The sequence below is a fragment of the Streptomyces acidiscabies genome, from assembly GCF_020010905.1.
Classification (GTDB): domain Bacteria; phylum Actinomycetota; class Actinomycetes; order Streptomycetales; family Streptomycetaceae; genus Streptomyces; species Streptomyces acidiscabies.
Genome location: NZ_JAGJBY010000001.1, coordinates 4702315 through 4722653 on the forward strand (window position 1 = coordinate 4702315; position 20339 = coordinate 4722653).

The window sequence follows — 20339 nt, forward strand, 5'->3', positions numbered from 1 at the left end:
GCCCAGATTAGGCCGCTCCCACCCCTCGGTTACGTCACCGCTTCACGAGTCGTACCGACAGACCGTCCGCCGTGTAGTGGGGTACGGCGCGCAGGTGGGCCGAGTTCAGCTTCACCTTGTCGAACTGGCCGCGCAGCTGGGTGGCGTGCAGGACGTGGACGACCGTCCCGGCGGCCGGCGGGTGCTTGGCGTCGAGGTTCAGCACCAGCGTGGCGCCCTTCTCCAGACGGGCCCGGCCGGAGACGGTGAGCAGGGTGCCGTGGCCCTTGGCGACCGTCAGGTCGAGCGTCGCGGCGCCCTGCGTCCAGGGGCCGCGCACCCGCACCGGCAGCGCGGCGCTGAGGGTGCCGCCCGTGAGGGTGACATGGCCCTCGCCCAGCGCGTTGGCGTGACCGGCCACGAGCGTGCCCTCCTTGAGAGCCGTGCCGCCGTGGTAGCGGTTGTGGCCGGTGAGGGTGAGCGTGCCGGAGCCCTTCTTGATCAGACCGCCGGGGCCGTCGATGTCGTTGCGCCAGGCGTCGGCCGCGTGGAAGCCGTGCTTGGCCGCGTCCATGGTGACCGTGACATTCGACTCGAAGGAGCCGTAGCCGTCCGCCGCCGCGAACAGGTTCAGGCGGCCCCACTGCTCGAAGCCGTCCAGCAGGACGTACCCGGACTCCAGCGCGGTCGTCCGCAGCACCGCGCGGCGCTGTGCGGCCGTCAGGTACGGCTGGCGGGTCTCCAGGAGGACCTCGGCGCCCTTCGGGACGGTCAGCGGGGTCTTGCGGCCCCTGCGGGGCAGGACGTACGTCAGCTTCGGCTCGACCAGGTGGGCGTTGGCCTCGCGGTGGGCGTACCTGTCGGAGGCGTCCGAGTGGGCGTACGCGTACAGGGTGTTCGCGTTCGTGCCGGTCTTCGCCGTGAAGTACGCCAGCGCCTGGGCGCGCGCGGCGGCCTTCAGCTCGGCGTTCGCCGGGTCGGCGAGGGTCGCGGCGGCGAGCGCGGTGGCCATGATCCGGCCGCCGATCACGTCGACCGTGGAGTGCATGCCGGACATGATCCGGGTGTGGCTCAGCTCGATGCCCCGGGTCACCAGCTCCTGGAAGCGCTCCGGGACGGCGTACGCGTAGGCGAGCGAGGCCAGGTGGAAGGCGTTGGTGTGGCCGCTCGGGTAGCCGCCGTCGTCCTTGGGCGACATGTTGCGCTGGCGCAGCAGCTGCGGGACGACGACGACCTTCGAGTCGTAGACCGGGAAGCCGAGATCGTCGGTCTTGCCGGTGTCGACGACCTGGCTGTCCTCGTTCATGCGCCACGGGCGCGGGTACTGGTAGGCGTACTTGCCCTGGTTGCCGGACGCGTAGTTGCCGCGCAGGGTGTCGACGAGCGTGGCGACCAGACCGAGGTCCGAGTCGTGCGAACCGGCGCCGAGCGCGGAACCGGCGGGCGCGTCGGCCGGGACGGCGTCGTCGATCTTCGTCGCCGGGACGCCGTCGGGCGCGGCGGTGATCGAGGTGACCGCCTTGGCGCCGGAGCGGTACAGCGGGGCCAGCGGGCCGAGGCCGCCGATCGTCGCGTAGCTCTGGTGCTGGCGGTCGTAGACGAACGCCTCCTTGCCCTGGGCCTCGGTGCGCGCGTGCGTGAGCTGGATGCTGTAGCGCACGTTGGCGCGCAGCACCTCGCGGTCCAGGACGGTGCCGGTGTTCCAGGCGTCGCCGGTCTTCCAGACCTTCGTCATCCCGCCGAGGACGCGCACCACGGCGTTCGTCTCGGGCGTGAGGTTCGCGGGGATGTTCGTCTTGTAGTCGTCGACGAACGCCGCCGGAGCCGGGGTCGCGGCCTTGGCGTCGGCGGCGCCGAGCCACGACACGAGCGTCGGCGCGGCCACCAGCGCGGCCGAACCGCCCACGGAGGTCTTGAGGAAACGCCTTCTGTTCACTGCGACGGGGGACGACATGCGGGTGCCTCTCTGGAAGCGACAAGGATCGTGCGATCGGGTGCGGCTCGGAGGCAACTGCCGTCGACTGAGCCGGGTGATGCGTACCAGCGAAGATCTACGGCGGAGTCGTGACCGTTCCGGGTGGGAACGGTAACCGGATCATGTCCCGTGGGTGAACGGGCAGTTCGGCCGACGCCGTGCACATATATAAGGAGAGAGAGTTCTACAGGAGCGCGCGGGCCAGCGCCACCGCCCCCTCGACCGGCGCCACCGTGAGCGGCCGTGCCTTCGCGCCGGGTACGGCCTCGGCGAGGCCCGCCGTGAACGCGTCGTACAGCACCGGCTGGCCGAGGACGGTCCCGCCCGCCACCACCACGTCGTCCACCGGCACCCCGCGCGCGGCGAGCCGGGCGACGAGCGCCGCGAGGGCCTGGCCGGCCTCGGCGATGACGGCGTGGGCGACGGGGGAGCCGGAGGCGGCGGCGGAGAAGACGACCGGCGCGTGCCGCCCCCAGTCGGAGGAGGCGTTGGCCGCGCTCTCCAACGCCGCGCCCAGCGCCGGGACTTCGGGCACGCCGAGCGCCTCGACGAGCCCTTGGGCCAGGGAGTCGGGGGCCTCCCCCCGGTCGTGCGCGGCCCAGGAGGCGCGCGCCGCCTCGCGGACCAGACCGGCGGCGCCGCCCTCGTCGCCGAGGACCGCGCCCCAGCCGCCGACCTGGACCGCCGAGCCGTCCGCGAGCCGGCCCACCGCGACCGAGCCGGTGCCGGCGACGAGCCCGACCCCTTGGTTCAGCCCGGCGGCGGGCACGAGGAGTTCGGCGTCCCCGACGATCGACGCGGGGACGCCGAGAAGTTCTTGCAGGGCGGTACGGATGTCCGCGCACTGGCGCGGCGTCTCGCAGGCGTGCGCGCCCACCGCGACGGCGGACGGACGCGCGCCCGGCGGCAGCGCCTCGCTCACGAGGTCGGCGAGCCAGCGGGCGGCGGCGTCGGTGTCGTGCGGGCGCCAGCCGCTGCTGGCACGGACGTGGTCGGCGACCGTCTCGTCCCCCGCGAGCGCGCGGAGGTGCGTCTTGGTGCCGCCCACGTCGATGCCGACCAGGAGCGGGCGTGAGGGGGGTGCGTCCTGCACGGGTTCTTCCTTCGTCGAGACATCAACAGCGCCGGGCGTGTGCGCTGAGCTGCGACGGCGGGCGAACCGTGCGGAGTGTGAACGGATCTTGAACTTTCTCGGGAAGCCCCGGGACGGGCTTCGGTCGGACACGGCAGGCGAGTACCGTAGGGATTTCGTTAGGAAGCTAACTAACGAAGTAGGGTGCGTCAAGAGGTTGTTGTGCACCCTGTGAGAGCCGCGTTCCGCAGGTGACGGGTGGGTGACCCGTTCTGCCTGCGTATGGGAGGCGACACCGTTGTCATACGGCGGATGTCGGTCGCTGGCTGTCCAGACATTCAATCATTCGTAACTCCGGCGACACAATGCGCCGGAGTGCTCGCCGACCTTTTCTGTTGGGGGAGCTGTGCAGCACCTGAGTGAGAGCGCGGGCGCGGTCTTCACCGTCCTCGCGGAGGCGGGCGACGTCACCCGGCCCCGGCTGGCCCAGCTCGCGGGCCTGTCCAAGCCGACGGTCTCCAGCGCGGTGGCCGAACTGGAGTCGGCGGGCCTGGCCGCGCGCACGGGCACGACGAGCGGCACGACCGGCCGCTCGGCCGCCGTCTACCGCATCGGCCCCGCCGCCGGAACGGTCCTCGCGGTGGACCTCGGCTCCACGCATACGGCGGTTCGCGCGTGCACGCTGGACGGGACGGTCGTCGCGTCGCACACGGCGCGTGAGGAGGGGAATCCGGCGGAGGTTGTGCGGGGGGTGTTGTGGGGGTTGGCGCGGGAGGAGCTGGGGCCGGTGCGGGGGGTGGTGGTGGCGGTACCGGATGTGGTGCGGCTTGGGGGTGGCGTACGGGGGGTGAGCGGGCCGGGTGCGGGCGGGCGAGGTGCGGGCATACAAGACGATGATCGCCTCGCCGCTGACCCCCGCCCCGCCTCCGGCGCCCGCCCAGCCTCCGGCGCCGACCCGGCCTCCGACACCCACCCCCCGTCCCGCCCTTACCCCGCCACCCCTTCCATCGCCGCAGCCATAGACGCCCTGGCCCTCCCCTCCCACCTCCCCGTCCACATCGAGAACAACGTCAACTGCGCCGCCCTCGCCGAACTCCACGAGGGCGCGGCCAAGGGGCGGCACACCTTCGGGTACCTCCAGGTCGGCTACGGCATCGGCCTCGGGATCGTCGTCGGCGGACACGTGCTGCGGGGAGCCGGTGGCGCCGCCGGGGAGATCGCGCGGCTGCCGTACCCGTGGCTGCCGGACCGGGAGTCCGTGCTGGAGGGCATGGAGGCGTACGTCGGCGCGGGCTCGCTGATGCGCAGAGTGCGCGAGGGGTGGACGGAGGGTTGCGTACCGGAGGGCGCCGCCGAACTCTTCGCGCTGGCCGGAAACGGGCACGAGGCGGCGGCACGGTTCGTCGCCGGACACGCCCGGGAGGTGGGCAGGCTGGCGGCTGCCGCCGTCGCCGTACTGGACCCGGGCCTGATCGTGCTGGGCGGCGGGATCGGCGCGAACCCGCAGCTCCTGCCGGGTGTCCGGGCCGAACTCGCGCGGCTGAGCTGGCCCACCGAGGTGGTCGGCAGCGAGGTCGGTGAGGACGCCACGGTGGCCGGCGCGGCGCGCCTCGCGGTGGCCCGGGGAATCCAAACCGTGACCGAGGGGTCGGACAAGAGGCATTGACGGACTCCGTCAGCTTCTGCCAATGTCCGGACAAGCGCTTTCTAGCCGGGCGGGACCCCGGCACAGAGCGGCGAATCCGGCCGTACGGACCGTACGGACCCACGAGGGCGTGTTCGTGGGCGGATCCCGCTCGTCGAGGTGGCGCGACCGGGCGAGGTCGCGGACCATGAGCGCACTCCAGTAACAGGACCCCGAGCCGCCTCACCGGCCGGAAGATTCCGTCACGCACATCCAGGGAGGGACCCGGTGGGTCACCAGATCTCGCGCAGAACCATCTTCCGCGCCGCGAGCGGCATCACCGTCGCGACGGCGCTCGGCACCACGCTGACCGCCTGCGGCGGCGGCACGGGAGCGGGCAGCAGCAACTCCAAGCTGACGATGACCTGGTGGGGCAGCGACCAGCGTCACGCGGCGTACAAGAAAGCGCTTGCTACCTTCCAGAAGGACAACTCGAAGATCGAGATCCAGGAGACCTACCAGGGGTACGACGGATACTTCGACAAGTTCAACACCAACGTCGCGGGCGGTTCCGCCCCCGACCTGATGCAGATGGACACCGCGCTCGTCGCGCAGTACGCACGCAAGGGCGTCCTCGCGCCGATCGACGAGTACGTCGGCAAGTCCCTGGACCTCACCGGCTTCTCCAAGACGCTCCTGGCCGCCGGCACCGTCGACGGCAAGCTCTACGGCGTCCCCTCCGGCATCGGCGTCAACCAGCTCACCGTCAACCGCAGCGCGCTGGAGAAGCTCGGCCTGAAGCTCCCGGACCGCGAGTGGACCTGGAACGACCTCAAGGCGATCAGCCAGGAGATCTACAAGAAGAGCGGCGGCAAGACGTACGGCGTCGACGACGGCGGCGGCGGGACCCTCCAGTGCTTCGAGATCTTCGCCCGCGAGAAGGGCCAGCAGTTCTTCTCGGACGACGGCAAGAAGATCGGCTTCACCCCGGACACCCTCCAGGAGTGGTGGGAGTTCTGGGCCGAGATGCGCAAGACCAACGCCTGCCCGCCGGCCGCGATCACGTCGGCCGCCCACAACGACCTCACGAAGAACGCGGTCGTCATCGGCAAGGCGCTGTTCACCTTCGACTCCGGCGTCTACGGCGCGGGCGGCTCGATCACCGACGCGCAGCTCGACTTCCTGCCCACCCCGCAGGGCAACTGGTCCGGCGCGCGGGAAGGCAACTACGTCAACGGCGGTGTGCTGCTGAGCGCCACCAAGACCAGCAAGCGGATCGCCGACTCCGTCAAGATCATCTCCTTCTTCGCGCAGAACGACTCCGCGATCAAGGACATGCAGCTGCTGCGCGGCATCCCGCCGACGGAGAAGGCCCGCAACCTGATCGCCTCCGGCCTCACCGCGACCGACAAGCTGAACATGGCGAGCGCCGACTACATCTCCCAGCGGGTCGGCAAGGCCGCCAACGTGCTGCCCAACCCGGTGCCGCCGCCGCAGGGCGCCGACCAGATCTGGGACCTGCTGTTCCAGTCGAACCTCGCCGTGGCCTTCGGCAAGGCCACCATCAAGTCGCAGTCGGGCAAGTTCTTCGATCAGGCGGCAGGCATTCTGTCCGCCTGAGCGGGCCTACGTACGAAAAAGAGGGCCAGGGAGATGAGTATGACCACCGCGAAGACCGACGAGGTCGTGAAGGAGTCGCCTGCGGCGACCCCCTCCGACCAGCGGGAGCGCGACCGGCAGCGGCGCCGCCTCGCGAGGAAGCGAGGCGGCGGCTGGTGGCCGTACCTCTTCCTGGCCCCATGGTTCGTGGGCCTGTTCGGGCTGACGATCTATCCGATGCTCGACTCGCTGTACCTGTCGTTCACCGACTTCGACCTGCTCACCCCGGAGAAGTGGGTCGGCACCGCCAACTACGAGCGGATGTTCACCGACGACCCGGTCTTCTGGGACTCGGTCCACGCGACCCTGCTGTATGTCGTCGTCTCCGTCCCGCTCAAGCTCGGCCTCGCGCTCGGCGTGGCCATGCTCCTCAACCGGGACATCAAGGGCATCGGCTTCTACCGGGCCGCGTTCTACCTGCCCTCGCTGCTCGGCGGCGCGGTCGCCGTCGCCATCGTGTGGCGGCAAGTCTTCGGCGGGGACGGCCTGTTCAACGACTTCCTCGGCTGGTTCGGCATCAAGGGCCAGGACTGGATCTCCAGCCCCGACACCGCGCTCTACACGCTGATCCTGCTCGCCGTCTGGCAGTTCGGCACCCCGATGGTCATCTTCCTGGCCGGACTCAAGCAGCTCCCCAGGGACGTCTACGAGGCCGCCGAGATCGACGGCGCCGGCCCGGCGACCCGGTTCTTCAAGATCACCCTGCCGCTGCTCACCCCGATCGTCTTCTTCAACGTCGTCCTCCAGATCATCGACGCGTTCAAGACCTTCACCCCCGCGTTCGTCATCAGCAACGGCTCGGGCGGGCCGCTCAACTCGACGATGCTCTACTCCCTGTACCTCTACAAGAAGGGCTTCACCGACCTTCAGATGGGGTACGCCTCGGCGCTGGCCTGGGTGCTCTTCCTGGTCATCGCGGGCTTCACGGCGGTCAACTTCATCGCCAGCCGCTATTGGGTTCATTACGACGACTAATGCCTGACGCCGTCTGACGATTGAGGAAAGCTTCGATGTCCGCCATCACCCCGTCGCCGTTGCAGAGGCTTCGCTCCGCCACCGGCGCCCGCCGTATCTTCATCCACACCGTCCTCATCGGTGTCGCGATCGTCATGCTCTACCCGCTGATGTGGATGCTCAGCAGCTCCCTGAAGCCCGACACGGAGATCTTCACCCACCCCGGGCTGATCCCCGACAAGCTCAACCCCGAGAACTACAGCAAGGGCTGGAGCGGCTCCGGCAACTCCTTCTCGCTGTACATCACCAACTCGCTGATCGTCACGATCGGCGCGGTCATCGGCAACATCATCTCCTGCTCGCTGGCCGCCTACGCCTTCGCGCGCTTCGAGTTCCGCTGGAAGAAGCTCTGGTTCGGCCTGATGCTCGGCACGCTGATGCTGCCGACGCAGGCGGTGCTGATCCCGCAGTACACGATCTTCTACAACCTGACCTGGATCAACACCTACCTGCCGCTCATCGTGCCCAAGTTCCTCGCGGTGGACGCCTTCTTCATCTTCCTGATGGTCCAGTTCATCCGCTCCATCCCGCGCGAGCTGGACCAGGCGGCCATGATGGACGGCGCCAACCCCTGGCAGATCTACTGGAAGATCATCCTGCCGCTGATGAAGCCGGCGCTGGTCACCACCACGATCTTCACGTTCATCTGGACCTACGACGACTTCCTGCACCAGCTCGTCTACCTCCAGCAGAACGACAAGTTCACCGTCCCCCTCGGACTCACCCTCTTCATGGACCAGACCAGCGGCTCCTCGTACGGCGCCATGTTCGCGATGTCGACGATTGCCCTCGCGCCCACCCTGATCTGCTTCCTCATCTTCCAGAAGAGGCTGGTCGAAGGCATGGCCACCTCCGGCATGAAGGGCTGACCCGCGTGCACCTCCTCCACCAACGCGGCCCCCTGCACGACCTTCCCGACAGCCCCGAGGCGTACGACGCCGTCCTCGCCGACGTCGTCGAGCAGGCCCTCGCCCGCCTGACCCCCGAGGGCAACCTCGAACACCCCGACTGCGACGACGACATCGGCGACACGTCCCTCGGCATGACCTCGCTGCTGGCGCTCGCCTGGCAGCGGTCCGGCGACGAGCGGCTCCCCGACGCCGTCCGCCGCAGCCTCGCCTTCCACCTCGACCAGCGCGTCTACACCGAGGACAACCCCGGCTACCCGAACCTTCGGGTCCGGGGCTCCGGGTTCCCGTACGCCCGTTACGTCCTCGCCTCCGGCGCGCACCCCATCGGGGACTGGCCGAGCACGGTGTGGGCGCTGCTCCAGGCGCTCAACGTCCTTGAGTTGTCGGACGGGTTGGTCCCCGAGGACCAGCGGGCGCGGCTCCTCGACGTGGCCCAGGGCTACTGGCGCTGGCTCACCGAGGCGACGTTCTTCAACCCGCAGGAGGCCGGCAACCAGGCCATCGGCTGCATCGTCGGCGGCCTGACGCTGGCGAAGCAACTCCCGTCCGCGCAAGGGGAGTCGGTCCGCGCCACGGCCCTGGAGCTGTACCGGACGAAGATCCGCGCGCACCGTGTGTACGACCGGGGCGCGCTGCTGCCTCCCGAGCACGGCGGCGCCTACGACAACAACTACGGCCCGATCTCCCTCTCGTTCCTCGCCCAGGCCCACCGGGTCTCCGGCGAGGAGATGTTCGCCGAGGACGGTGCGGCGCTGGCCCGCTACATCGACGCCCGCCTCACGGTCGGCGGCTTCGACAACGGCGGTCCGCGCTACAGCGAGCAGCACTCCGGGTTCGAATCCGTGCTGGGGCTGCGGTACTTCGGCGCGCGCATCGGCGCCGACATCGGGCGCTACCGGGGGGACACCCGGTGGGGACGGCACGCGGTCAAGCTGGACGGCGGGGTCGACGGGCACTTCGCGTGGATGCTGGTCTGGCAGATCCAGGACGACAGTGTCTGGCACCGGAAGCCTTCCGGGGTGCCGGTGAGGCACCAACTCCGCGCCGGGACCGTGTCGGTGGCGTTCGACTCCAAGATGACGCCCGCGCTGGTCGAGGCGGGCGGCACGTACTACCTGCCGGCCGCGACGAACCGCCAGCACGGCTTCGGCCCTGTCCTGGACGGGTTCCTGTTCACGCGCCCGATGGGCGAGGTGCGGGTCCGCGACCTCCAAGTCGACGGACTCACCGCGAAGTTGGTGACCAAGCCGGTAGTCGGCCGCGACCACGTCCTGCGCAGCGTCCGGTCCCTGTACGTCACCGACGGCACGTCCCTGTGGACGACTGTCGCGGTCGAACGCTTCGACGGGGAGCCGTACTTGCTGGCGGGGCTGCCGTACGCGGCTGACGACGAGGGACGCGTGGCGCGTACGTCATCGGCGCCCGGGGTCGCCTCGGCAGGGGAGCTACGCCTCACTCACCCGCAGACCGAGGGCCCGGACCACTTCGACGCACGGTCCGAACTCACGCAGGAACAGGCGGCGTTCACCCTGGCCGCCGACCCACGCGGCTACGGCAACCCCGACGAGGGCTGGCACCACCTGGTCAGCTCCACAGCACTGGAGGCGGGCCCCATCCCGGACGCCCCCGACGACCTGCACGTCTTCGCCGTCCGCTACGGCGACCCAACACCACTGAAGCTGAGCGCAGAGTGGACCTCGAACGGCCTCGCGCTCCGCACGGACGTGTTCACGGCGGTCCTCGGGGGTCTCGACGCGGCTGCCGAACCTGAGTTGAGGCTCAGCCGCTGAGGCGGCGCAGCGCGTAGACAGGGAGCCTGGCGTCCAGGAGATACGCGGGGGAGAGGGACAATCCGAACCTCCGCTCCAGGAACGCCAGGCTTCGCTGTTCCTCGCTGTGTTCCCTGCCGTGTTTCTTGTCGTCCGCCGGGAGGTACGTCGCTCCGTCGTCCGCGAGGATCCCGGCGGCGGTCAACTCGGGGACGAGCAGGTCGGGTTGGTCGCCCCAGCGCCACAACTCCTCGGTGAGGCCGTGGCCGCAGAGGTGGACGCCGTCGCGGGCGTGGTCGAAGAGGGTGGGCGGGTGTTCCTGCGCGGGGGAGTACCTGACCAACTCGACGCCGTCGCGGGAGAGTTCGGGGAGGAGATCGCCGGCCGGGGAGTCGCCGTACTCGACGGCCAGGGTCCACCTCCCGTACGTCCCCACCCGGATCACGGCATCCTCCTCATCCAGGTCGTCCACTCCCAACTCCGTGGCCGGCTCGGGGAGAAGCGCGCCTCCCATGCGTGCCGCCAGTTCCTCGGGGGAGACACCCTTCGCGAAGAGCAGGGCCGTGAGCCAGCCGTCGTAGTCCTTGAGCCAGGTGATGCCGTCGGTCATGAGGACGACGGTATCGGGGTCCTTCCGCGTGCCAGCACCAGCGCCGGTACCGCCGCGAGCAGGAACAGCACCCCCGTCATTCCGGCGTACAGGTGCACCCCCGTCGCCGTGCTCACCGGGGCGCCGTCCGCGGAGAGTCCGGCTATCTCCGTGGCCTTGAGGATCTCGCCGCCGGTGAAGGTGAAGACGACCGAGCCCAGGGCGAGGATCACCGAGACCAACCCGGCGACCGTGCCCTGGTGTTCGGGGGTTTCGAGGCTGGTGGCGAGGTTGTAGCCGGAGGCGCTGATCGCGCCGGCGGCTATGCCTGCGAGGGTGCCGCAGGCGATGGCCAGGGGGAGGGCGGCGACGCCGGCCAGCATGGCGAAGGTCGCCGCCGCGCCCAGGGCGATGCCGCCGAGGAGGGGGAGGGCCGGGCCGTGTCGGCCCGCCAGCCAACCTGCGAGCGTGCCGCCGATCACGATGCCGAGGTTGGGCGCGGAGAGCAGGACCGCCACTGCCTCTCCCTCGCCGAGGCCGTAGCCGAGTCCCAGGTCGGCGGGGACCTGGGCGACGATGCTCGTCAGTTGCAGCATGCTCCGGAAGGAACCCGCCGCGAGGACCAGCGCGAGCAGCGTCAGCAGGATCGGACGGCTCAACCCCCGCAGATCGACGACGGGTTCCTCGGTCCGCAGCGCGAGCAGCACCCAGCCGGTCAGCGCGGCGCCGCCGCCCACGAGGAGCGCGAGCATGCCCCCGGACAGCCAGCCCTGGTCGCCCCCGAGGCTGACGTACGCCAGCACCGAGCCGATCCCGCCGCCCAGCAGGAGCGCCCCCTTCAGGTCGACCCTGCCGGTGCCCCGGACCGGCGACTCCGGGATGAGGGTCCGTACACACAGGGCGGCCACCGCCGCGAGCACCGCCGCCACGAAGAACACGCTGCGGTAGCCGAACACGTCGATCACCGGCCGCATCACGTACGGCTCGACGATCCCGACGACCGACGACCCGGACGTAACGAGCCCGATCAGGGCCATCGCCACCCTGGGCGTACAGATCTGCCGCGCGAGGGCCACGGTGAGGAACACGGCCGCGAACGCGGCCCCTTGGAGGAAACGCCCCGCCAGGAAGACCCAGACGTTCGGCGCGACGAGACAGACCAGCGCACCCCCGCACGCGAGGAGCAGCGTCCCGACGAGCACCTTGCGCTTGCCCAGGACGTCCGACCCCTTCGCGAGCAGCGGCGACCACAGCGCCCCGGCGAGCAGCGCACTCATGTTCAGCCACGCGGCCTGGTCGGTGTCGAAGTGGTCGAGGAGTTGCGGCAGCACCATCATGGGCGAGCCGACGGCCATGTCCGCGAGGACGTTGGCGAGGGTGAGCACGAGGGCCCAGAGGACGAGCCGCTTGCTCCAGCGGTGCTCGCGCAGGACGGGGACGGGCTTCTCCAGGGTGTCGGTCACCGCGCGTTCCCCTCAGCGGCCCGCAGCGCCTCGTTCCGCGCCGCGATGGCCCCCCACGTCTCCGGCAGCATCCGCTCCCGGCCCCCGTGAACCCGCTCCTGCGCGGCGACGACGTACGGCCGCTGCCGCGCCTCGTACCGCGCGAACCCGGCGCCGAGGTCCCCGACTTGGAGTTCCTCCGCGAGGAACCGCGCCCCCGTCAGCGCGAGCGACGTACCCCGCCCGGACAGGAACGCCGGGCTGTACCCCGCGTCCCCGACCAGCACGACCCGCCCCCGGTGCCAGGACGGCATCCGGATCTGGCTCGCGGAGGTGAAGTAGAACCCGGGGTCCGCGAGCGCCGCATCGAGCAACTCCGGTATCCGCCACGACCGTTGACCCGCGAAGGCGTCGACGAGCAGTTTCTTCTGCGCGTCCGGATCACGGTGGTCGTGGTCGAGCGGCGCCGACCGGAACTGGAACACGGCGACGGCCCCACCCCCGTACCGGAAGACCCCCGCCATCCGACCCGGCACGTTGTAGATCGAGTTGGGCCCCTCCGCCGAAGCCTCCCCCGGCAGCGCGGCGAGCGCGAAGTACACGCCCAGATGCCGGAGATGCTGCTCCTCGGGCCCGAACACCAGCTCCCGTACGCCTGAATGCTGGCCGTCGGCGCCAACTACCACGTCATAGCGCTCAGTTCGGCCGGAGGCGAACCGTACGTCGCCGTCGGCCGTCAGCGTCTCGACCGAGTCGCCGAAGCGGACGGTCGCCGTGCCGGGCAGGGCGTCGGCGAGGACGCGGACGAGGTCGCCGCGCAGGAGTTCGATGTCGCGGGCGGAGTCGTTGATCTCCGCGAGGGGGAGCGGGGCGATCGACTGGCCCTGGCTGTCGACGAATCGGGTGCGCTCGGACATGTCGATCCGGCGTCGCAGGATCGCCGGGAGCAGGCCCGTCCGGTCCACGGCGTCGACCGCGTCGCCGCGGATGTCGATGGGGGTGCCGGCGAGGCGGAGTCGGTCGGCGTACTCGACGACGGAGACGTCATGACCGCGCCTGCCTAACTCAAGTGCGCAGGCCAGACCGGCGATTCCGGCTCCGGAGACGAGGATCTTCACGTAGGTGCTCCAAGTGACTCGAACTTAAAGCGACAAGCTGTCGCTTTAATCGAGCGTACGTGCCGCCCGCTTGCACCGCAACGGCGTGCCTGGCGAGAATCGCCGTCCGAGCACAGAACGTGAGGTGAGCGCGGTGACGGCCGACGGAACCACTGACCGGCAGGCCGCGCGGCGCCCCGGGGGCCGTACCGCGCGGGTGCGGGAGCGGATCCTCGCGGCGACCGTCGAACTCGTGGCCCGCGACGGCATCGCCGGGTTCCGTTACGAGGAGGTCGCCGAGACGGCCGGCGTGCACAAGGCGAGCGTCTACCGGAACTGGCCCGACCGTGAGGAACTGGTCGCCGAGGCGCTGCTCACGTACGCCGAGGAGCTGGCCTCGGTGGCCGACACCGGTGATATCCACCGGGACCTCGTGGATTTCGTGATCGCGCTCGCCGGTGTCCTGGAGACACCGTTCGGACAGTCCCTCGAAAAGGCCATCTCACCGGCCCGGCAGAGCGGCACCGTCGAGGCGCTGACCAGGGTCCTCGACCAGCGCGTGGCCGCGATGCGGCGCCGGGTCGACACCGCCGTGGAGCGGGGCGAACTCCCTCCGATCGACAGCGGATTCCTCGGCGAGATGATCTCCGGCCCGGTACACCTGATCGTCAATCGTGGCATGCGCCCGTTCACTCGTACGGATGCGGAACGCGTCGTCGGCGTGGTCCTCGCGGGGATCAGGGCCACAGCGCCGGACGCCTGAGCGAATCCACGCAATCGGCAGGGAACGGATGTACAGGAGTGAATCGTTGGAAGGGGTGCACCTAGGCAAGGTTCAACCTCCTCACAGGAAGACGGATCACTCTCGTATCCGTGAGAGAGGGGGAGAGGAAAGGAGCGTCCGCCGTGTGTCCGACCCAGGTCTCCACCGCCGTCGACGACGAGGCGCGCATCCGTGTGCTGATCGCCCGCTGGGCACAGTCCGTGCACCGGGGTGACATCGACGGGGTGCTCGCGCGGCATGCCGAGGCGCTGTCGATGTTCAACGTCGCCCCGCCGTACGAGGGGATCCGCTCCCGCGCCGCGTACCGCGTCATCTGGCCGCCCCTGTTCGCGTGGCAGGCGCTCGGCGCCCGCTTCGACATCGAGACGCTGGAGGTGACGGCCGGCACGGACGTCGCGTACGCGCACGCGCTGGTGCTCTGCGGGACGGCCCAGGAACTGGCCGAGCGGCCGGAACTGCGGCTGCGGCTGACGTTCGGGCTGGTCAAGGAGCGGGGGGAGTGGGTGATCGCCCACGAACACCATTCGTTTCCGCACGACTGAGGGCAGGGGTGAGCGTACGGCCGGGGTCCGCCGCCCGGGGGAACCGGAGACGCCGGATCGCCTCGCGGAGGGTTACGTTGGCGAGGCCCCCAGTGACAGTCGTCGACCGTGGAGAGAGGCAGCGCGCATGACTTCCGAGCCGTGTGTCGCGGTCGCCGCTCCCGTACGACGCCGGGTCCCCTGGCCCCTGCTGGGCTCGTTCGCCGTCCTGCTGGGCGTGGTCTGGCTGGCCCGCCGGCACTGGTCGGTGGTCTCCGACGGCGCCGGCCGCCTCGCCGTCGCGGACCAGGGCTGGCTGCTGTGCGGCGCGTTCGCGACGGTGGGTACGTGGGGGTGCGCGGCGCTCGCCCAGCAGGGCGCCGTACCGCCGAGCCTGCCGCGCGGGAAGCTGGTCGCCGCACAGTTCGCTGCGTCCGCCGCCAACCACCTCCTGCCCGCCGGGCTCGGCGCGAGCGCGGTCAATCTGCGGTTCCTGATGCGCTGCGGCCTGTCCGCGACGCGCTCCGCGACGGCCCTCGGGGTGAAGGCGACCGCGTCCTGTGTCGCCCGCGTCACGCTGATCGCGATGCTCGCGCCGCTGGCTCCCGGTGTCCTCCAGGTCCCCGAGGCGCCGGCGGGGGTCGTCGTGGCCGTCGTCGGTGTGGTGGCGCTGCTTCCGGGGCTGCTGCTGTGGGCGCGGTGCCGGCGGGCGCTGTCGGCGGTCGTGGCCGATATCCGGGCCGTCCATGCGCGGCCGTGCCGGGCGGCGGCGCTGTGGGGCGGGTCCTTCGCGTTCGCCGTGCTGCACGCGTGCGTGCTGATCGCGGTTACTCGTGCGATCGGGCTCGCGCTGTCGCCGGTTCACGTCGCGCTGCTGTATCTCGCGGCGAGCAGTGCCGCCGCGCTGTTGCCGACGCCGGGTGGGATCGGGTCGCTGGACGCGGTGCTGGCGTTGTCGCTGGCGGCTACGGGGGCGCCGGCTGTGGCGGCTGCTTCCGCTGTGCTGGGGTACCGGTTGCTGACGGTGTGGTTGCCGCTGGTGCCGGGGTTGGTGGTGCTGGTGGCGCTGATCAGGCGCCGGGCGCTGTAAAACCCTTGGTCAAGCCATGGTGAAGATCTGTCGCGGGCTTTACTGCACATGATGTGCAACTAGGAGAGTATGGCGGGTGCTCGACCTCTGCGACGAAAGGCACCACCCCCATGACGATGACCCGGCAGGAATGGACTCGCGTCGCCGGAATGGCCGCGTTCATCCTCGCCCTGCACGTCGTGGGCTGGTTCACGCTCGTCGCGATCGTCGCCCCGCACCACTACAGCATCGGCGAGAAGACCTTCGGCATCGGCATCGGCGTCACCGCCTATACGCTCGGCATGCGCCACGCCTTCGACGCCGACCACATCGCCGCGATCGACAACACGACCCGCAAGCTGATGAGCGAGGGTCAACGCCCGCTCTCCGTGGGCTTCTGGTTCTCCCTCGGCCACTCCAGCGTCGTCTTCGCCCTCGCGCTCCTGCTCTCCTTCGGCGTCAAGACCCTCGCGGGCCCGCTGCGCGACGACAACTCCAGCCTCCATGACGTCACCGGCCTGATCGGTACGGCCGTCTCGGGCACCTTCCTCTACGTCATCGCCATCCTCAACCTCGTCATCCTCGCCGGGATCTGGAAGGTGTTCCGGCGGATGCGGACGGGTGAGTTCGACGAGGCGGAGCTGGAGGAGCACCTCAACAACCGGGGCTTCATGAACCGCCTCCTGGGCCGGGTCATGAACTCCATCACCAAGCCCTGGCAGATGTACCCGCTGGGCCTCCTCTTCGGCCTCGGTTTCGACACGGCCACGGAAGTAGCCCTCCTGGTCCTCGCCGGCTCCGGCGCGGCCTCGGGCCTGCCCTGGTACGCGATCCTCTGCCTCCCCGTCCTCTTCGCTGCCGGCATGTCCCTCCTCGACACCATCGACGGCTCGTTCATGAACTTCGCGTACGGCTGGGCGTTCTCGCAGCCGGTCCGCAAGGTCTACTACAACCTGACGGTGACCGGCCTCTCCGTAGCGGTAGCCCTCCTCATCGGCACAGCCGAACTCCTGGGCCTGGCCGCGGAGAAGCTCGACCTGCACGGAGCGTTCTGGGACTGGGTATCGGGCCTCGACCTCAACACACTCGGGTTCGTGGTGACCGGGATGTTCGTCGCGGCGTGGGGGATCGCGCTGATCGTGTGGAAGGTGGGACGGATCGAGGAGAAGTGGGGAGTAAATCCCCAGCCGGTGACGGATCAGCCGGATTCCGCCAACACGGTCTCCAGCACCCGCCTCTGAACCCCGTCCACATCAGGACTCGACAACCCGGCCAGCACCGCCAACGCCTTCCACAACGCCCACCCCCGAGCCCGCCGCCACACCTCGTCCGGCAACCCCACGGCCTCCCGGAACACCTCCCGCTCGACCCCCTCGAAGTACGTCCACGCGATCACGAGGTCACACGCCGGGTCCCCCGTCCCGCACGTCCCGAAGTCGATGACGGCGGCCAACTTCCCGTCCCGGACAAGGAGGTTGCCGGCGGACACGTCCCCGTGGAACCACACCGGCGCCGATCCCCACACCGACCCCACCGCCTCGCTCCACACCTCCCGGCACGCGCTCACGTCCACCGCGTCCGCCAACGTCACCAGCGACTCGGCGACTTGATCCCCGTACACACTCGGATGGCATCCCCGGTACCACGAGTGCCGCCCCGCCACCGGCCCGCCCTCGGCGGGAACTTCGCGCAGGCGGCGTAGGAACTCGCCGAGATCCCGCGCGAGTTGGACGCGGTCCACGGCGCCGGACTCGACCGTGTCCCCGGGGAGCCAGCGCCGTACGGACCAGGGGAACGGGTACACCGACGCCGGGCGCCCCACGGCCACCGGCGCGGGTACCGGTGTCGTCAACTCCCCTGCCAGGAAAGGCAGCCAGCGGTCCTCCTTGGTGACCGCCGCGACGTACCCCTCCGCGCTGGGCAGCCGTACCGACAACTCCTCGCCGAGCCGGAACGTCCGGTTGTCCCAGCCCTGTCGAGGTACCGGCCGCACGGGAAGGTCCGCCCACGCGGGGAACTGCTCGGCGATCAGGGCCTGTACGAGTCCGGCGTCGATGTCGGTCATGCGCGCAGTCTGCGTGAACGCGGGCGCAGGTGTCCTCACCTTTTCGTCAGGTCCTTGCGGTAGCGGGTGATTTGTTGGGAGGGATCTCCCGTGCAGGTCCAGGGAGTTGGTGTGGCGCGGCGGCCCATGAGGTCGAGGAGGATGCCGGCGATCTCCTGCTCGCCCGCCCGGCAGGCCGCGTGGGCCAGGTGGTTGAGGTCGCGGAGTTCGGCGGGGGAGACGGGGAAGTGGTCGGGGCGGGGGGACAGCCAGCGGTCCCAGGTGCGGCGTACGTCGCTGATCGCGCCGTCGTTCGTCCAGTGCTGGGCGATGCCGACGGTGGTCGGGCGGTCGCGGGTGAGGTCCAGGGTGTGCCGGTACTCCTCGACCCGCGCGTACTGCACCAGCACCGGCAGCGGACACCCCGGCGGGGAGACCCCGGCGGCGTCGCGGGCGAAGTCGTACATCAGGCCGTGCGTGCCGTGCCAGCGGGCCGAGTAGTAGTGCAGCACCTGGAGGTGGCCCTCCATGCTGTACGGGTCCCGGTGGTGCAACTCGTCCCACCAGCGGGCGAGTTCCTGCCGCCGCACCCCCGCCGGGTACAGCCGCGCGACCGAGATCAGCGACACCCACGGCGTCGGGTCCACCGGGTACGCCTCCGTCGCCGCCAGGCACGCCGACACCGCCGCGTCCATCCGACGGGGGTCGATCGGCGCACCCCGGCCCGCCTCGATCGCCAGGTTGAACGCCCGCGTCGTCTCCGTCGCCGCGCGCAGCACCAGCGCGTCCGGGTCACGCGGCTCGGCCGCCAGCCACGACTCCACGGTGGACCCGCCCGCACACACCTCCGCCAGCCGCCGCACCCGATGCCCCCGCGCCGCCCAGTCCGGCCCCGTCGCCCGCAGCAACTCCCGCAGCCCGTGCCATCTCCCGATCACCAGATCCGGCCGCGTCACGGTCAGCGCCTCGTCCCCGCAGTCGGGATCGAAGTCGAGCGAGAAACGATCACGCACCATGGAACCTGCCTCGGGTCGGGGCTCGGGGAGTGTCAGGGGGTGGGGTGAGGGCGGGTGACTGAGGGGGAGAAGCGAGGGCGGGGCGTGTCGTGCGTTCCGTAACCGCCCCGCGCGCCCCCAGGAATCGGCGCGACAGCCTCGTACCCGTCGTAGTCCGTGCCCCGCGTCTCAGAAGTCCGTCGGTACGCCCTCGTACGCGCCTCTGCCCGCCGGTACCGCGTGTGACGTGATCGTGTGGGAGGCGTCCAGGCGGGTGGGGCGGTAGTAGTCGCTGCCCTTGGCGCGGTACCGGAGCAGGGGGATCAGGCCGAGGGCCAGGCCGCCGAGGCCGATCGTGATCGCGGGGGTGCTCAGGGAACCGAGGGCTTCGGCGAAGATCCAGAACATGAAGAGGGCGCCGCACAGGGGCCAGACCCCGCCGAGGAGGAACGTCGCCGGGGAGCGCAGGAGGAGCCTGCGGTAGGCGACGACCGCGGCGAGCCCGGTGAGGCCGTAGTACAGGGCGATCTGGAGGCCTATCGCGGAGATCGCGTCCGAGAGGATCTCGCCGACGGACCCGAGCGCGTTGGACGCGACGAGCAGCGTGAGCGCGACCGCGCCGACGACGGCGACCGCCACCCACGGAGTATTCCAGCGCCGGTGCACGCGCCCGAACGCGGCCGGCATCGTACGGTCGCGCCCCATCGCGAACAGCGACCGCGTGACCTGGATGAGCGTGGTCTCCAGCGTCGCGATCGTGGACAGCATCACCGCCACGACCAGCAGTTTCCCGCCCCACCCGGGCCACACGGCCTCCCCGAGCGCGCCCAGCACGTTCGCCGCGTCCCGGTCGATCTCGTCCCGCGTCAGCACCACATTGACGGCGACCGTGTAGATCTCGAACAGCAGGAACACGACCCCGAGCCCGATCAGCCCGGCGAGCCCGGTGGTCCGGCGGCTGTCGCGCGTCTCCTCGCTGAGGTTGCTCGTGACGTCCCAGCCCCAGTAGTAGAACGCGGCGACCAGCGCCCCCGCCGCGAACCCGCCGACCCCGTCGAACTGCCCGGGCCCGAACCAGGCCCAGTCGAAGGCCCGCGCGTTGTCCGCGTGCAGGAACGCCAGCACGGCGAAGACCGCGAGGATCGCCAACTCGATCCCGGACATGACGAGTTGGGCCCGCGCGGTGAGCCGCGCCCCGCCGAGCACGATGCCCAGCATCAGGATCAGCCAGCCCGCGCCGACGACCGTCGACCAGCCCGTGGAGCCCGCGAGCCCCTCGTCGAACAGGGAGAGCGTCAGCGACCCGGCGGGCAGCGACCCGGCGACCATGAAGAGGGTCGTCGACACCACCAGCGCCCACCCGCTGAGGAACCCGAGGAACGGGTGGAGCGTGCGCCCCACCCACGAGTACGCCGCGCCCGCGTTCGCGTCGATGCGGCCCAGGTGCCGGTAGGCGAGCGCGATGCCCGCCATCGGCAGCGCGCAGTACAGCAGGGCCGCCGGACTGGCCAGCCCAACTGCCCCTACCAGTACGGCGGTTGTCGCCGCGATCGAGTACGCGGGAGCGCTGCCCGCGAGAGCCATCACCACCGTGTCGAACGTGCCGAGGACGTTCGCCTGAAGCCCTCGACCACTGCTGTTGCTCATGGTGCGCTGCTTTCCGTCGTGCACACCGCGCGGCGTCAACTGCCCGGCGGCGCGTGGGGGGTGGGGGGTGGAGGTGGGGGATTGGGGGTCGCACCGCCGGCGCGTCCAGGGGCGACCTGGGACGGCGGCGGGAAAAAGGCCGTACGGA

The 20339-nt window shown here is 70.5% G+C and carries 17 protein-coding genes; 9 read left to right on the forward strand and 8 right to left on the reverse strand.

Features of this window, described 5'->3' with window-relative positions; all coding sequences use genetic code 11:
• Nucleotides 1-34 precede the first annotated feature (34 nt).
• Together J8M50_RS21610 and J8M50_RS21615 are read right to left on the reverse strand one after the other, a co-directional pair.
• The gene (locus J8M50_RS21610; RefSeq protein WP_010354470.1) at nucleotides 35-1933 is read right to left on the reverse strand and encodes a phosphatase PAP2 family protein; all 1899 of its coding nucleotides are present in this window, start codon (nucleotides 1931-1933) and stop codon (nucleotides 35-37) included.
• Between the two features lie 205 nt (nucleotides 1934-2138).
• Nucleotides 2139-3047 carry an N-acetylglucosamine kinase gene (locus J8M50_RS21615; RefSeq protein WP_010354469.1) on the reverse strand — a complete coding sequence of 303 codons (909 nt, stop codon included), beginning with the start codon at nucleotides 3045-3047 and terminating at the stop codon, nucleotides 2139-2141.
• A gap of 385 nt (nucleotides 3048-3432) precedes the next feature.
• On the opposite strand from J8M50_RS21615, the gene J8M50_RS21620 reads away from it, so the two are divergent.
• The 5 genes from J8M50_RS21620 (at nucleotide 3433) to J8M50_RS21640 (ending at nucleotide 10024) form a co-directional block, all read left to right on the forward strand.
• On the forward strand, nucleotides 3433-4692 hold the full coding sequence (locus tag J8M50_RS21620) for an ROK family transcriptional regulator (RefSeq protein WP_010354468.1): 1260 nt from the start codon (nucleotides 3433-3435) through the stop codon (nucleotides 4690-4692).
• Nucleotides 4693-4938: 246 nt separating this feature from the next.
• Nucleotides 4939-6270 (forward strand): ABC transporter substrate-binding protein, encoded by a 1332-nt coding sequence (locus J8M50_RS21625; RefSeq protein ID WP_010354467.1) that lies wholly within the window; start codon nucleotides 4939-4941, stop codon nucleotides 6268-6270.
• A gap of 39 nt (nucleotides 6271-6309) precedes the next feature.
• A complete protein-coding gene (locus J8M50_RS21630; protein WP_010354466.1) occupies nucleotides 6310-7284 on the forward strand; it encodes a carbohydrate ABC transporter permease in 975 nt (324 codons plus the stop codon).
• A gap of 35 nt (nucleotides 7285-7319) precedes the next feature.
• The gene (locus tag J8M50_RS21635; RefSeq protein ID WP_010354465.1) at nucleotides 7320-8192 is read left to right on the forward strand and encodes a carbohydrate ABC transporter permease; all 873 of its coding nucleotides are present in this window, start codon (nucleotides 7320-7322) and stop codon (nucleotides 8190-8192) included.
• Between the two features lie 5 nt (nucleotides 8193-8197).
• On the forward strand, nucleotides 8198-10024 hold the full coding sequence (locus tag J8M50_RS21640) for a hypothetical protein (RefSeq protein ID WP_010354464.1): 1827 nt from the start codon (nucleotides 8198-8200) through the stop codon (nucleotides 10022-10024).
• On the opposite strand, the gene J8M50_RS21645 is transcribed toward J8M50_RS21640, so the two are convergent.
• Genes J8M50_RS21645 through J8M50_RS21655 form a run of 3 tightly spaced genes read right to left on the reverse strand, consistent with a single transcriptional unit; the run spans nucleotide 10014 to nucleotide 13152 of the window.
• Nucleotides 10014-10613, reverse strand: coding sequence for a DUF6461 domain-containing protein (locus J8M50_RS21645; protein WP_010354463.1), 600 nt, complete (start codon nucleotides 10611-10613; stop codon nucleotides 10014-10016). The genes J8M50_RS21640 and J8M50_RS21645 overlap by 11 nt on opposite strands.
• Nucleotides 10610-12055 (reverse strand): MFS transporter, encoded by a 1446-nt coding sequence (locus J8M50_RS21650; RefSeq protein ID WP_079076295.1) that lies wholly within the window; start codon nucleotides 12053-12055, stop codon nucleotides 10610-10612. Before J8M50_RS21650 ends, J8M50_RS21645 begins: the two co-directional genes overlap by 4 nt.
• On the reverse strand, nucleotides 12052-13152 hold the full coding sequence (locus J8M50_RS21655; RefSeq protein ID WP_010360268.1) for an FAD-dependent monooxygenase: 1101 nt from the start codon (nucleotides 13150-13152) through the stop codon (nucleotides 12052-12054). The genes J8M50_RS21650 and J8M50_RS21655 overlap by 4 nt, the downstream gene beginning before the upstream one ends.
• A 133-nt stretch (nucleotides 13153-13285) precedes the next feature.
• On the opposite strand from J8M50_RS21655, the gene J8M50_RS21660 reads away from it, so the two are divergent.
• From J8M50_RS21660 to nicT, 4 genes are all read left to right on the forward strand, one after another.
• Nucleotides 13286-13894: a TetR/AcrR family transcriptional regulator gene (locus J8M50_RS21660; RefSeq protein ID WP_010360267.1), complete on the forward strand. Its 609-nt coding sequence runs from the start codon at nucleotides 13286-13288 to the stop codon at nucleotides 13892-13894.
• Nucleotides 13895-14037: 143 nt separating this feature from the next.
• A complete protein-coding gene (locus tag J8M50_RS21665; RefSeq protein WP_010360266.1) occupies nucleotides 14038-14457 on the forward strand; it encodes a nuclear transport factor 2 family protein in 420 nt (139 codons plus the stop codon).
• A 127-nt stretch (nucleotides 14458-14584) separates the two neighbouring features.
• Nucleotides 14585-15526: a lysylphosphatidylglycerol synthase transmembrane domain-containing protein gene (locus J8M50_RS21670; protein ID WP_010360265.1), complete on the forward strand. Its 942-nt coding sequence runs from the start codon at nucleotides 14585-14587 to the stop codon at nucleotides 15524-15526.
• 110 nt (nucleotides 15527-15636) lie between these two features.
• The gene (gene nicT, locus J8M50_RS21675) at nucleotides 15637-16746 is read left to right on the forward strand and encodes a Nickel transporter NicT (protein ID WP_223786237.1); all 1110 of its coding nucleotides are present in this window, start codon (nucleotides 15637-15639) and stop codon (nucleotides 16744-16746) included.
• Here nicT and J8M50_RS21680 read toward each other — a convergent pair.
• The 3 genes from J8M50_RS21680 to J8M50_RS21690 all read right to left on the reverse strand — a co-directional run bounded on the left by J8M50_RS21680 (nucleotide 16704) and on the right by J8M50_RS21690 (nucleotide 20191).
• Nucleotides 16704-17570 carry an aminoglycoside phosphotransferase family protein gene (locus J8M50_RS21680; RefSeq protein WP_029184647.1) on the reverse strand — a complete coding sequence of 289 codons (867 nt, stop codon included), beginning with the start codon at nucleotides 17568-17570 and terminating at the stop codon, nucleotides 16704-16706. The two genes, nicT and J8M50_RS21680, sit on opposite strands and share 43 nt — an antisense overlap.
• 35 nt (nucleotides 17571-17605) lie before the next feature.
• Nucleotides 17606-18565 carry a KH domain-containing protein gene (locus J8M50_RS21685; protein WP_010360262.1) on the reverse strand — a complete coding sequence of 320 codons (960 nt, stop codon included), beginning with the start codon at nucleotides 18563-18565 and terminating at the stop codon, nucleotides 17606-17608.
• A gap of 168 nt (nucleotides 18566-18733) precedes the next feature.
• Complete coding sequence (locus tag J8M50_RS21690) at nucleotides 18734-20191, reverse strand: APC family permease (RefSeq protein WP_010360261.1); 1458 nt, start codon at nucleotides 20189-20191, stop codon at nucleotides 18734-18736.
• Nucleotides 20192-20339: the final 148 nt, after the last annotated feature.